The following is a 13,608-nucleotide window of genomic DNA, read 5'->3' as shown; positions in this document are numbered from 1 at the left end:
CCCGGCGTCGTGCACAGCTCATATGGGCAGTCTGCCCCGATCATGGCGGCGGCAACGGGGTCCCCGGCCGGCTCAGCTGGGCCGTCAGGCTCGCTGCCCCACCCCGGTGGCGACCTCGGCCAGCCGGCCGCCCTTGACGGATTCGGACAGCGGCGGTGTCGGCAGGCCGGCGCCGTCCCGGAGACCGGCCAGGAACTCCTTGATCCCGGCCGACGAGTCGTACCGCGGTGACCAGCCGAGCTCGACCCTTGCCCGGGTCGTGTCCAGGATGGGCAGGCGCAGGACGGCGTCGAACAGGTCCGGAGACGCGGGCACCAGACGCAGGTGCCAGGCGGYGGCGAGCGCGGCGCGGGCGGCCTTCGCGGGGACATGGACGACCTTGGCGTCGAGGATGTCCGCGAGCAGGCCCGGATCCACGACAGGGTCGGCGGCGATGTTGAACGCGCCTCTCACGTCCCGCAGGACGGCGAGCCGGTAGGCCTCGGCGATGTCCGTGGTGTGCACGGTCTGGAACTTCAGCCCAGGGATGTCGGGGACGACCGGCACGGTGGCCGGCCGCACGAGCCTGCCTGGCAGGAGGGGCCCGAGGAACAGGCGGCGCTGCTGGCTGGCTGCCTGGCGCTTGAGGATGAACCCCGGCCGGAGCCGGACGACGCGCATCTCGGGGTGGGTGTGTTCGAAGGCGTCGAGGACGCGCTCGAGGTACGCCTTCTCGCGGGTGTACGCGGCTCCCGGCCAGCCGTCCGTCGGCCAGTCCTCGGCGACGGCGCGGTCCTTGGGGCCAGGCGAGTAGGCGCCTACCGACGAGGCGTGGACCAGGGCGGGCACGCCGGCCCGGGCGGCCGCCTCGAACACGCGGATGCCGCCCAGGACGTTGTTCCGCCAGGTGGCGGTGGGGTCGTGGGCCGGCTGGAACAGCCACGCCAGGTGGATGACGGCGTCGCTCCCGCGCAGCAGCTCGGTGAGATCGTCCTGTGCCACGTCCGCCTGGACCCACTGCGTCCTCGGCGCCGCCCACTGGGGGATCCTGCGCGCGATCCCCACGATCGAGCTGATCTCGGGGCAGGCGGCCAGGGACCGCACGACGCTGGTGCCGACGTTGCCGGAGGCGCCGACCACGACGACCTTTCGGGTGCCGTCGCCGACATCGCTCGCCGCCGTCATGAGCTCCTCCTCGCTGTCGTCACCGGGCGCGGTGGTGATTCCGGGACGCGCCGTTGGCGGGGTCCGCGGCGGGATCTCTCCTGTGCTGGGGCCGGTGTATCGGTCGCTGGCACAGAAGACTCACGCCCATCTGGGCGGTCTTCCCGCCGTGCCGGTTCGAACACGCTTCGATCCGTGGCTGCCCGTCGGTGCGAGGCCGCCGGTCGGGTGGTGGCCGCATCCCACGCGTCGGATCACGCGGCGCACGGCGGGTGTTCGGGGGTGTTCAGAGATGTTGCCTCCCGATCCGGGCCCACGCGGCGAGCCAGGTGGGTACCCATCGGGTAGACCCTGAGGGCGTGGACGTGTCCGAGCGCCTCGACCCCCGGGTCGCCTCCCGCCGCGGCTGGCGGGCCGGCATGCTCGCGCTCGCGCGCAATCCGGCCGGTTCGATCTACGGGACGGTGCTCGCCGACTCGGTGCTGGCGGTGGAGTCCGAGCGCCAGACGGAGCTGCGCGACCTGATCTACGCCGAGCTGGTCAGCGTGCTCGTGTACTGGCTCGCCCACGTGTATGCCGACTTCCTGGGTTCGCCGCCGAGTACGAGCCGCCGGGCGGGCCTGCACCGCCTGGCCGAGACGATGGGACACGAGTGGTCCCTGGTGACGGCGTCCTTCTTCCCGCTGCTCGCGGTGCTGCTGGCGGCGGCGGCGGGGGCGTCGGTCCAGACGGCGGCGCTCGCCGGGATGTGGACCGGCATGGCCGCGCTGGTGATGTGGGGGGAGATCGCCGGCCGGCAGAGCGGGCGCGGTACCTGGGCGTCCCTGGCGTACGGGCTCGTTTCCGGCGCCTTCGGTCTCGCCCTGATCCTGCTACGAGTGCTGCTGCACTGACGCGGACGGACCCACGACAGCGCACATGGTTCCGCCGGCCAGCGAAGGTGCGCCCTGATGGCGGAGACCTGGGATATGCCTACGGGGCTAGAAACCTCCGGGGCGTGACACCCAGCTCTCGCTTGAACGCGGCGACGAAGGCGGACGGTGTGGCGTATCCGGCCGACATGCCGGCAACGGTGACGGACGCGCCGGCGGCCAGCGCGTCGAACGAGCCCAGGATGCGGCAGCGGCGGCGCCAGGCGCCCACGCCGAGGCCGGTGTCCGCGATGAAGAGCCGTTCGAGGGTGCGCAGACCGGCGCCGACGCGTCGAGCGAGCTCCGCCGAGGCGATGGAGGGGTCCGCCGCCGCTGCCGCCGCGAAGTCGGCCGCGCGTGGGTCGATCGGGCGAGGTAGCCACAGCGGAGCGTCAGGCAGGCTCCGTAGCTGGTCGAGCAGCACCGTGAGCAGCGCGGCCTGAACCGTGTCACCCAGATCGAGCGGGCAGCGGCCCACGGTGTGCAGCAGCAGCTCCCGGCAGAAACGAGGCATGTTCATCGCCCGGCCCGCGGCCGGCAGCGCGCCGAGTGACGAGTCGAGGAACAGCCCGCGGACCGCCACCGGCGACCGGTTGGACACCGTCGCCCGCTCGCTGTCGGGAATCCACACGGCCCGCAGCGGCGGAACCGTCCATGAGCCGGACAGCGTCGACACGGTCATCACTCCGGAAGCCGCGTACAGCAGTTGGTCCCACCCGGCCTCGATCGGCAGCGACGCCGCGCCAGCCGGGTGGGTCACCGCATACCCGCGCACCGGTGGGTCGCTCGCGGGACGGCGTGAAATCGACATGACATGGCGAATTCTAGGAAGCGCGCCACCGCGCCTGCCTGCCAGCATGGGCACATGACCGCCAACCTCGCCCACTTCGCGATCAATGCCGACGACGTCCCGGCCAGCCGCGCCTTCTATGAGGACATCTTCGGCTGGACCTTCACCGCCTGGGGCCCGCCCGGTTTCTACCGAATTCGGACCGGCTCGCTAAATGACCCCGGAATCGCCGGCGCGCTCCAGCAGCGACGTGAACTGGTGCCCGGACGCCCGACGACCGGCCTGGAGTGCACGTTCGCGGTCGAAAACGTCGACGCCACGGCGGCGGCGGTCCGGGCCGCGGGCGGCCGGATCCTGCTCGACCGGTTCACCATCAGCGGAGTCGGTCACCTCGTCTTCCTGGCCGACCCGGCGGGAAATCCCGTCGGAGCCATGCAGTACGACGCCGGCGCCGAGTAGGTCCAGATGAACGAGAAGCACCTGACGTTGTGTTCAAGCGCCGAATGGGCCGAAACGGTCGAGCGTTGGATCATTCCGTGGGCACTCGAGTCGGTCGACCTCGGTGACGACGTCCTCGAGGTCGGCCCCGGGCCGGGCCTGACGACCGACGTGCTGCGYGCCCGCGCCCAGCGGCTCACCGCGGTCGAGGCGGATCCGGAGCTGGCGGCCAACCTCACCGCCCGTCTCGCCGACTCGAACGTCACCGTTGTGTCCGCCGACGCCACCGCGGCGCCCCTTCCGGACGGACGGTTCAGCGGCGCGGTCTGCCTGACGATGCTGCACCACGTGCCAAGTGCCGCTCAGCAGGACGCGCTGTTCGCCGAGGTCTGTCGGCTGCTCGTCCCCGGCGGTCTGTTCGCGGGTAGCGACTCCCTCGACAGCCCGGAGTTCCGTGACCTCCACGAGGGTGACGTCTGCGTTCCCGTCGACCCGGGCGGCCTCGCCGGCAGGCTTCGCGCGGTGGGCTATATCGACGTCCACGTCGATACCAACGAGTACGCGCTCCGCTTCCGCGGACGCAAGCCGCCACGCGACTACTAGCGTGGAATTCCGGCTCAGGAACCTGGGAACTTCTCCCACGTCGGAACCTGGGAACTTCCCCCACGTCGCAACACTTCCCTTGCATGTCCCAGAATCCTGTGTTGCACTCGGCAACCAGCGACGCTCAGGGATTCGGATGACAGCGGTGAGGGCAGAATGACACGGGTTGTGAACGGGTTCGGCGGCGGCCGGGACTGGCGGCGCGCGGTGGGCCTCGGCGGTCGGTCCGCCGGCCGGCTCGCGGGGCGGGGTGGCAGGTCACGCTCGACCAGGTTGACGGTGCTGGTGGCCGTCGGACTGGTCACGGCCGGGACATTGGTTTCGTGCTCCAAGGACTCCTCGGAGCCGCCCTTACCCGCGGCGAAGACCGACCTCGGGCATCCCTTACAGATCGACGCGAAGGTGCTCCAGGGCCCGGCGTGCGTGCCCGCTTCCGAAGGCGGCGCCATCCGTGTGACCGAGCCCTGTGTCGACCCGGTCCTGAACCGGCCGTACGTCGACCTCGACGAGAAACGGAAGGTCACGGACAAGTCGGCGGGTGTGACGGTCGACGTCCGCTACGTCCACGGCGGGTTCACCGGTACGAAGGCGAAGTTCGCCCTCTACTTCCCCGAGCGGTATCAGGGGCGCTTCTTCGAGTCCACCTATCCCACGTTGTCGACGGAGGAGGCGGCACCCAACGCCGTCACCTTCGCCATCACCAACGGCGCGTACGCCGTGTCCACGAACAACGCTGGCGGTCTGCCCGGCGCCGGCGACATCGCCGGCTACCGGGTCAACGCGGCGGCCGCGAAGTTCTCCCGCACGGTCGCGAAGCAGGTCTACGGCGACAACGCGCGCCCGCGCGGCTACATCTACGGCGCGAGCGGCGGCGCCTATCAGACAATCGGCGCGCTCGAGAACACCGAAGGCGTCTGGGACGGCGGTGTGCCGATGGTGCCCGGCAGCCCCAACGCCATCCCGAGCAGCATGACGGTTGAGCTTCTGGCCCTGCGAGTGCTGCGCGATGCCTTTCCGCGGATCGTCGACGCTCTGGAGCCGGGCGGCAGCGGCGATCCGTATGCGGCGCTCACCGACGAGCAGCAGTCGGTCCTGCACGAGGCGACCCGGCTCGGCCTCCCGCTCGGCGGCTGGTGGGACTACCGGAACATGAGCGGGGGAGCGTTCTTCGCGGTCGCCGGAGGTGTCCGCATCCTCGACCCGACCTACGTCGACGACTTCTGGACCAAGCCGGGCTATGCCGGTACCGATCCGGCCTCGTCGGCGGGCGCCGCCCGGATCCAGCACGAAGCCGTCGTCACCGCGCTGGCGGACGTTCCCGCCGTTCCGGCCCGGCCCGCGCTGGCTGATGTCCAGGGCACCCCGACCATTCCCGCCGCTCCGCCCGGCGGGCTGACGCTGTCGAGCGTTCCCGCCGATCCGACCGGCAATCTGACCGGTGCGGACATCGTCGTGCTAAGTGGTGCGGCCGCCGGCAAGACCATCCCGCTCGGTGACGTGCGAGGTGACACCGTCACCTACGGGACGGGTGCCGACCCCGCGGTGACGGCGGCGATTCGCCCGGGTGACCGGATTCGCCTCGACAACTCCTGGATCCTCGCGCTCGAGTACTACCAGCGCTACCAGGTCCCACCGACCGACGAGTACGCCTGGGACCAGTTCCGCGGCGCCGACCGTGCGCCGCAATACCCGCAGCGGCCGATTCTCGCCGGGCCCACGTTCGCCCAGGCGGCCAGCGGCGCCATCCCCACCGGCACCTTCCACGGAAAAATGATCATGCTGGCGTCGCTGCTGGACACCGAGGCGTTCCCCTGGCCCGCCGACTGGTACCGCAAGCGGGCGCAGGGCCACCTCGGCGCGAAGTTGAACGACGACTATCGCCTTTGGTTCACGGCCAATGCCGATCACATCCCGCCGCAGGACGCGGCGGCCGAAACCCACGTCGTGAGGTACCTGGGTGCGCTTCAGCAGGCCGTGCTCTACCTGGACGCCTGGGTCCGGGACGGCACCGCCCCGCCGGCCAGCACCGCCTACCAGGTCGACGGGGACACGCAGATCCACGTACCGGCCGCCGCCGCGGAACGCCACGGCGTCCAGCCGGTCGTTGACCTGGCCGTCACCAAGGTCGACGGCCGCGATATCCAGGCGGCCGAACGTGCCGAGACGTCCGCCGGTCGACCGGTGACCCTCACGGCGACCGCGCAGATGCCGCCCGGCACCGGCGAGATCGTCAGTGCCGAATGGGACTTCGATGGCAAGGGCGGCTACCCGGAGAAGTCCGACATCGACAAACCTGACCAGAACGCCCGGCTGACCATCACGCACACCTTCGCCAAGGCCGGCACCTATTTCCCGGTCGTGCGGGTCACCTCTCGGCAGCCCGGCGCTGGCGACGGCCCCTACGGTCTCGTCCAGAACCTCGCCCGCGTCCGGGTCGTCGTCCGGTAGCCGAGAGCACCGCCGATTGAGAGGCGACGCGGGCAGGCGAAGGCCGCCTGCCCGCGTCAGCGTCACCAGCGCCGCGGCGAGATCAAGCGGCCTGGAGACGCGGTGTCGGCGCGGCCGTCGGCCTGCCCGCGGGCAGGCGCGGGCAGCCCACGACCGTCCCACTGAGAGTGCCGTAAGGGTTTCGGTGGTCGTCGTTCCACTGGGCAACATTATGATCTTGTTCGGCGATGGCGATGGCGATGGCGATGGAGCTCGTCCCGTCCACGTCGCGGTGGGCCGGTCCGACGGCCCGGCGTCCGGGGCGCCGCCGGAGGCCGACGGCTCCCCGCGGCAGGGCGAGCCCCGGCCCGCATCGGTGATCAGTGACGTTGCCGACCTCGTCGCCGTGGCGCGGTGGCGCGGTGGCGCGGTTACGTGGGCGGTTGCGTCGGCCTTACTTCTTGACCGGTCGGTACAAAGAACCCAGAATTCGGGGCATGAGCGCTGTAGCGTGGGACGAGGTCTTCGACGTCGTCGTGGTGGGGAGCGGCGCGGGTGCCCTCACCTCGGCACTGCTCGCCGCCGATGGTGGCGCGAGTGTCTGCGTCGTCGAGAAGTCCGAGTTCATCGGCGGGACGACGGCCGCCTCCGGCGGGGACATGTGGATCCCGCTGAACCGGCACATCGCGGGCCAGGACACGCGCGAAGAGGCGATCAGCTACGTCACGCGCCTCTCCGACGGCCGCGCCTACGACCCGCACCTCATCGAGGTCTACGTCGACACCGCCGCGGAGGCGCTGGACTACCTCGAGGCCAACACCGGGCTCGTGACCCGCGCCCACAAGGGGCTCCCCGACTACTACGCCGTCGTCCCCGGGCGCATCCCCGGCACCAAGGACATCCCGCGATCCGTCTCATGCCAGCCCTACCCGGCGGTGGCCGAGCTCGGCGCCGAGTGGGCCGCGCGGGTGAACCCCAGCCCCTGGGTGAAGCCGCCCGAGGTGGCCTACGCCGAGGYGATCGAGGTCGTACCCCGCGAGGAGCTGGAGCGACGCCGGCGTGAGGGGTACAGAGCCAAGGGGGGTGGCCTCGTCGCCCCGCTGCTGAAGGCACTGCTCGACCGCGGCGTCTCGGTGCGTTACTCGACCCCGGGGCGCGAGCTGGTCACGAACGACGCCGGTGACGTCATCGGCGTCATCGCCGGGGAGGACGGCGCGCGGAAGCGTCTCGGAGCCCGGAAGGGCGTCGTCCTCGCCACGGGCGGCTTCGAGTGGAACCCCGACATGGTGACGACCTTCCTCGGTTACGACGTGAAGCCGTGYACGCCATGGACCAACACGGGCGACGGCCACCGGATGGCGATGCGCGCCGGGGCCCAGCTCGGTCTGATGACGTCCTTCTTCAGCTACGGCGTCATGCACGACCCGTGGGAGATCGGCCGCGACGGCAACGCGCTGCCGCAGATGGAGATGGGCCTCGGCGCCGGGTCGATCATCGTCAACCAGCAGGGCAAGCGCTTCATGCACGGCGGCTACACGTACAACGACTTCTCGCACCCCTTCAACTTCTTCGACCAGCGCAACCCGGGCTACACGAACAAGGCACCCGCCTGGTGCGTCTTCGGGGCAAGGCAGTGGGAGGGGAAGAAGGGCGTCTTCGGTGGCAAGATCGTCGACGGCGCCATCGTCGGGCCGAACGGTCAGCCCGCTCCGTCGTGGCTCGTCGCGGCCGACAGTATCCGCGAGCTCGCGGCGAAGATAAACGTGGACCCGGACGCGCTGGAGGAGACGGTGCTCCGGTACAACGCGTTCGCGGAGAAGGGGGAGGACCCCGACTGGGGTGACCCCGAGCAGGTGCGCTCGGCCACCGGCCCGGACACGACGAGCCTGCAGCCCGTCGTCGGCCCGGTCTACGGCGCGATCCAGCAGTGGCCGGGGACGCTGGGAACGAGCGGCGGCCCGAAGATCGACGCCGACGCCCGCGTGCTGGGCACCGAGGCGCCGATCATCGACGGCCTCTACGCCGCCGGGAACACCGCGGCTTCTGTCCTCGGCGGGAGCTACCCGGGCGGCGGCTCCTGCGTCGGCCCCAGCATGGTGATGGGGTACCGGGCGGGCCGGCACGCCGCCGCGCGACCCGCCCGCGACATCGGCTGAGCACCGGTCCGGTCGCCTTCCCGCTGGAAGGCGGTCTCCGAGATCGGCGTCGGGGACACCGGTACCAACCGCTTCGTGACCAATAACCCGGCCACTGACTATCGAGGGCACRCCGCCCTTGAGAATATGCAGGTCGGTTTCGCGGAGCGTGGTGGCGTCGACCCGCACGACCGCGTCGGTGTCCCCCTCGATCGTCGGCAGGGGTACTTCCTCCCACGCCTTGGCTCCGCACCGTGATGGACAAGCGCCTTCATGAACATCTCCAGAACCTTTGACGAACACACTCGTTTTGACATTTGTCATACCCGTCGGACCGTCGGCGGACAGGGCCGTCACGTTGATCAATCAACCCGACTTGTTTGATCAAATCGATTTGATATACCGTCGTCCGCTGTGTTGACAGCTGACCAGGATGTTTCGCCGCCGGAGTTCCCGCGGCTCGTGATCCATCAGGTCCGGCGGCGGCTGCTCGCCGAGTTCGCGTACAGCGATCGCTAGGCCCGTGAACCCGACCCCGGACCCGGACCCGGAGGTGGTGGCGGCGGCGCCCCCCCGCCCCAGCCTTGGCGAGCTGCTGCGCGAGTGGGGCCGCATCGGCTGCCTCGGGTTCGGCGGCCCACCGACCCATATCGCGATGTTCCGAGAGCTGTGCGTCGAGCGGCGGGCCTGGATCACGCCGGGCGACTTCGAGGACGCGATCGCCGCGTGCAACCTGCTCCCCGGGCCGGCCTCGACCCAGCTGTCGATCTACTGCGCGTGGCGGCTGCGCGGGCGGGCGGGCGCGCTGGTCGGCGGGCTCGCGTTCATCCTTCCCGGACTGATCGTCGTCCTCGCGCTGTCCGCGCTGTTCCTCGCGGGAACCCCACCCCAGTGGGTGCGCGCCGCCGGCGCGGGCGCTGGCTCCGCGGTCGCGGCCGTCGCCGTGCACGCCGCCCTCGGCCTCCTGCCCGCCAGCTGGCGGCGCGCCAGGACGACGAGCCGGCGGCGCTGGCCGCTCTACCTCGCCGCCGGCGCCGCCGGCGCGGCCACACTGGGCCCCTGGCTGGTCCTGTTCCTGGTCGGCTGCGGCCTGGTCGAACTCGCTGCCCGGCGCATCACACCGGGCGGCAGCGGCGCCGCCCGCCCACCCACGCTCACCCCGACGCCCCTGCTCGCGGCCGGCGCCATCGCCGGGGGCGGGCTGCTCGCGCTGATGTGGGTCGCGCTGAAGGTCGGCATGCTGTCCTACGGCGGCGGCTTCGTGATCATCCCACTCATGCAGGCCGACGCCGTCGACCACTACCACTGGATGAACGCCAGCCAGTTCCTCACCGCCGTCTCCCTCGGCCAGATCACCCCCGGCCCCGTCGTGCACACCGTCGCCGCCGTCGGCTACGCCGCGGCCGGCATCGGCGGCGGCCTGCTCGCCGCCGTGGTCGCCTTCACCCCGTCGTTCCTGTTCATCCTGATCGGCGGACCCCACTTCGACCGGCTGCGGACCAGCCCCTTCGCGCGCAGCTTCCTCGACGGCACCGGACCCGCGGCCCTCGGCGCGATCCTCGGCTCGGCCATCCCGCTCGCCCTCGCGCTACACGAGCCCTGGCAGTTCGCCACCCTCGCGGGTGCGCTGCTCCTGCTCGTCGCGGCCCGCCGCGGAGTCGTCCTCACCCTGCTCGCCGCCGCCGCGACCGGCATCATCGTCGCCGCCGCCGGCGGACCACTCCCCAGCTGACCTCGCTGCCCGCGGCCCGGGTGCCGGACTACCGGTCATCCACGCTTCGTAACGAGCGTCGCGCGGGAGCGCTTGCCGTCGGTCCCGACCGGTCCCGTCCGGCGCAGCAATACGCGCCGTTGTTGCGACAATGGTCTAGAAAGGTAAGTCTGCCTACGGAGGATCCGCGCCACATCGTGGTTCACGCGACGCGACGCGACCTGGGACGAGGCGGCCACCCGGTCAGGATCGACGACCAAGGGCCTGAGCAGTTGTCGTAGCGCCGGAGCGTGCTGGGAGATGGCTTGTCGTCTGGTCTGACGGTTCGCCGTCGCGACAAGGTCTTCGTTGTGGAGCCGGGCCAGTCATTCCTCGTGGGCCGGGACGCCACCGCCGATCTGGTGATCGCCGACCCGAGAGTGTCCCGGCGCCACCTGCTGATCGAGCAGGCGGCCGAGGGCTGGGAGGTCGTGGACCTCGGCGGCGGCGGGACGTGGCTGGCCGGGCGGCGGGTAAGCCGGGTGCCGGTCCGGGCCCAGTCCGAGTTCCGCCTGGGCTCGGCGGACGGGCCGCGCATCACCGTGGCGGTGGCGGTCGCGATGGAGGCGGGGGCGCCCGCCACCATGCCGATCCGACGGCTGACACCGCCCCCCCGGTCCCACGAGGAGACGGCCCCTCCGGCCCCGCCGGCGCCGGGCCCGTCGGCGGACCCGGCCGGACTCCGCCGGCCGGCCGCCGGTGAGTCCGGCCACCGGCTCGACGGCGAACCGGATCCCGCATCGGGCGGGGAGGGCACTCCCGACGCCACGGCGGTCGGCCGGCATCACGCGGAGCTGACCGCCCACATCGGTGACCTCGGCGGGTTGGCGGGCCCGCGGCTCGGGTCCGCCGGGCCGGGGCCCGCGGCGGTGACCGAGCTCAGTGGCCCCGGCCCCGTCCATCCGCTGCGCCCCGGCCGGATGTCCGTCGGCCGTGCGCTGACGAACGACCTGGTCGTCGGCGACCTGCTCGCCTCCCGGCGGCACGCCGAGCTGACCGTCGGTCCCGGCGGCGTGCGCGTCGTCGACCTCGGCTCGGCGAACGGGACCTACGTCAACGGCCGCAGGGTCGAACGGGCGTCGTTGCGTGCCGGCGACCTGATCGCCATCGGCCACCACATGTTCCGTGCCATCGGCGACGCCGACGACCCGCGGGCGGTCCCCACCCGGCTGGCCGAGTACCTGGACACCGGCGACGTCGCCTTCGAGGTGGAGGGCCTCTCCGTCGACATCGACGGAGCCCGGCTGCTGCACGACATCAGCTTCCGCCTGCCCGGGCGGTCGCTGCTCGCGGTGATCGGGCCCAGCGGGTCGGGGAAGACGACGCTACTGGGCGCGCTGACCGGGTTCCGCCCGGCCGGTGCCGGAACCGTTCGCTACGCCGGCCGTGATCTCTACGCCGAGTACGACGAACTGCGCCGGCGCATCGGCTACGTGCCGCAGGACGACATCCTGCACTCGACCCTCACCGTCCGCCAGGCTCTGGAGTACGGCGCCCGCCTGCGCTTCCCGGCCGAGACCACCCGGGCCGAACGCGGCGCGCGCGTGGACGCCGTGCTCACCGAGCTCGGCCTCACCGCGCTCGGGGCGGACGAGCTCGACCTCGCGGATGTCACCGCGACCGGCCAGTGGACGCTGCCGGGCGGAGTCGACCTGTCCGACCGGCGCGTCGCGACACTGTCCGGCGGCCAGCGCAAGCGGACCAGCGTCGCGCTCGAGCTGCTCACCCAGCCGACCCTGCTCTATCTGGACGAGCCGACGTCCGGGCTGGATCCCGGCCTCGACCAGGAGGTCATGCGGTCGCTGCGCCGACTCGCGGACGACGGGCGGACCGTCGTCGTCGCGACGCACAGCGTGGCCCAGCTCGACGTGTGCGACTTCCTGCTGGTCCTCACCCGGGGCGGGCACGTGGCCTACTTCGGCGGGCCGCGGGACGCGTTGCCCTTCCTCGGCCAGGCCAGCTGGGCGGACGCCTTCGGAGTCCTCAAGAGCGCCGACGGCGCGGCCCGGTTCGCCCGCCGGCACCGCTCCTCGGTCCACCTCGCGAAGAACGCGCCGTCCGCGTCCCCCGGGCTGGTCGCCCGGCGAGCCCGTGCTCCGCTGTCGACGCCGCGCCAGCAGCCGATGCTCTCCCAGCTGCTGACCCTGAGCCGCCGGTACGGGCGGATCATCGCCTCCGATCACTCCTACCTACGCATGATCGTCGCTTATCCGTTCCTGCTGGGGCTGCTTCCACGGCTGGTCGAGACCCCACACGGACTACGCGCGGTGCGGACGGGGGAGCCGAACCGGGACGCCATCCGGGTACTGCTCGTCGTCACACTCGTGGCGAGTTTCCTCGGCATGTCCAACGCGATCCGCGAGATCGTCAAGGAACGGCCCGTCTACCTGCGTGAACGCGCTATCGGCCTGTCCACGACCGCCTACCTCGGCTCCAAGGCGCTGATCCTGACCGCGATCACCACGGCGCAGAGCGCGGTGATCACCGTCATGGGTTTCGCGGGTCGGACCCCGGCCGACGGGGTGCTGACCGGCCAGCCGATGGTCGAGATGATGATCGTCGTCGCGGCGACCGGGACCGCCGCRGCCATGATGGGCCTCGCGGTGTCCGCGCTGGTCGACAACGCCGACAAGGCGATGCCGCCGCTGGTCCTGCTCTCCGCGGCGCAGCTGGTGCTGGCCGGCGCGCTGATCCCGCTGGCCGGTCGCCCTGGGCTCAACCAGTTGTCCTGGCTGTTACCCGGCCGCTGGGGCCACGCCGCCGCGGCCTCGGTGACCGACCTCGTCGACGTCCAGAAGCTGACCGACCCACGTCTGAATCCGGGGGTTCCGCCCGATCCACTCTGGCGGCACACGACGAAGATCCTGCTGCTCGACCTGGGCGCCCTCACAGTGCTTGGCCTGGCCAGCCTGGCCGCCGCCGGCCTGTTCCTCGGYCGGCTCGACCCCCGTTTCTCCCGCCCTCGCCCCGGCCGAGCGGCGGACACGGCCACGCCGCGGTGATCCTTCCCGGTTCGGCGGCCTGACCGAGACGCACCGGAACATCCCTGGGAAGACAGCGCTGCGCTTGGGCCATTGAAGGCAATGACGCGGTCGACTCGTGGTGTCTGGTGCGCGGCCGTCCAGGGCTTGTCCGAACGACGAAACGCGGTGATCACGGCATGAAGGCGGTGCGGTTCCACGAGTACGGCGAGATCGATGTGCTGCGGGTGGAGGATGTGGAGCGTCCGGTGCCCGGCCCCGGGCAGGTGCTGGTCGAGGTCCGCGCGGCCGGGATCCAGCCCGGCGAGGTGATGATCCGCAAGGGCGCGCGGCACGGACGCTGGCCGGCTACGTTCCCCTCCGGACAGGGCAGCGACCTGGCCGGCATCGTGGTGGAGGTCGGCCCGCAGGTGCGTGGCTTCGCGGTGGG

At 71.6% G+C, this 13,608-nt stretch carries 10 protein-coding genes; 8 read left to right on the top strand and 2 right to left on the bottom strand.

The features are described 5' to 3' along the window. Window positions 1-84 precede the first annotated feature (84 nt). Window positions 85-1,164 carry an NAD-dependent epimerase/dehydratase family protein gene (locus tag BL253_RS34155; RefSeq protein WP_076821737.1) on the bottom strand — a complete coding sequence of 360 codons (1,080 nt, stop codon included), beginning with the start codon at window positions 1,162-1,164 and terminating at the stop codon, window positions 85-87. A gap of 344 nt (window positions 1,165-1,508) precedes the next feature. On the opposite strand from BL253_RS34155, the gene BL253_RS34150 reads away from it, so the two are divergent. Next, window positions 1,509-2,036 (top strand): hypothetical protein, encoded by a 528-nt coding sequence (locus tag BL253_RS34150; protein WP_241835392.1) that lies wholly within the window; start codon window positions 1,509-1,511, stop codon window positions 2,034-2,036. 79 nt (window positions 2,037-2,115) lie between these two features. On the opposite strand, the gene BL253_RS34145 is transcribed toward BL253_RS34150, so the two are convergent. After that, window positions 2,116-2,865, bottom strand: a complete 750-nt coding sequence (locus BL253_RS34145; protein WP_158230475.1) for an AraC family transcriptional regulator — start codon at window positions 2,863-2,865, stop codon at window positions 2,116-2,118. 54 nt (window positions 2,866-2,919) lie between these two features. Here BL253_RS34145 and BL253_RS34140 point away from each other — a divergent pair, with 54 nt between their 5' ends. From BL253_RS34140 to BL253_RS34110, 7 genes are all read left to right on the top strand, one after another. Continuing rightward, the gene (locus tag BL253_RS34140; RefSeq protein ID WP_076821733.1) at window positions 2,920-3,303 is read left to right on the top strand and encodes a VOC family protein; all 384 of its coding nucleotides are present in this window, start codon (window positions 2,920-2,922) and stop codon (window positions 3,301-3,303) included. 6 nt (window positions 3,304-3,309) lie between these two features. After that, window positions 3,310-3,885 carry a class I SAM-dependent methyltransferase gene (locus BL253_RS34135; protein WP_076821732.1) on the top strand — a complete coding sequence of 192 codons (576 nt, stop codon included), beginning with the start codon at window positions 3,310-3,312 and terminating at the stop codon, window positions 3,883-3,885. Between the two features lie 156 nt (window positions 3,886-4,041). Continuing rightward, on the top strand, window positions 4,042-6,333 hold the full coding sequence (locus tag BL253_RS34130; RefSeq protein WP_241835391.1) for a PKD domain-containing protein: 2,292 nt from the start codon (window positions 4,042-4,044) through the stop codon (window positions 6,331-6,333). 476 nt (window positions 6,334-6,809) lie between these two features. Next, a complete protein-coding gene (locus tag BL253_RS34125; RefSeq protein WP_076821730.1) occupies window positions 6,810-8,468 on the top strand; it encodes an FAD-dependent oxidoreductase in 1,659 nt (552 codons plus the stop codon). A gap of 502 nt (window positions 8,469-8,970) precedes the next feature. After that, window positions 8,971-10,179 (top strand): chromate efflux transporter, encoded by a 1,209-nt coding sequence (chrA, locus tag BL253_RS34120; RefSeq protein ID WP_198946514.1) that lies wholly within the window; start codon window positions 8,971-8,973, stop codon window positions 10,177-10,179. A gap of 284 nt (window positions 10,180-10,463) precedes the next feature. Next, window positions 10,464-13,199 (top strand): FHA domain-containing protein, encoded by a 2,736-nt coding sequence (locus BL253_RS34115; RefSeq protein WP_076821757.1) that lies wholly within the window; start codon window positions 10,464-10,466, stop codon window positions 13,197-13,199. A 158-nt stretch (window positions 13,200-13,357) separates the two neighbouring features. Continuing rightward, on the top strand, window positions 13,358-13,608 hold a 251-nt coding region (locus tag BL253_RS34110; RefSeq protein WP_158230474.1), incomplete at its 3' end, for an alcohol dehydrogenase catalytic domain-containing protein.

The organism is Pseudofrankia asymbiotica (genome assembly GCF_001983105.1).
Classification (GTDB): Bacteria; Actinomycetota; Actinomycetes; order Frankiales; family Frankiaceae; genus Pseudofrankia; species Pseudofrankia asymbiotica.
This window is presented reverse-complemented; position numbering and strand designations above follow the sequence as displayed.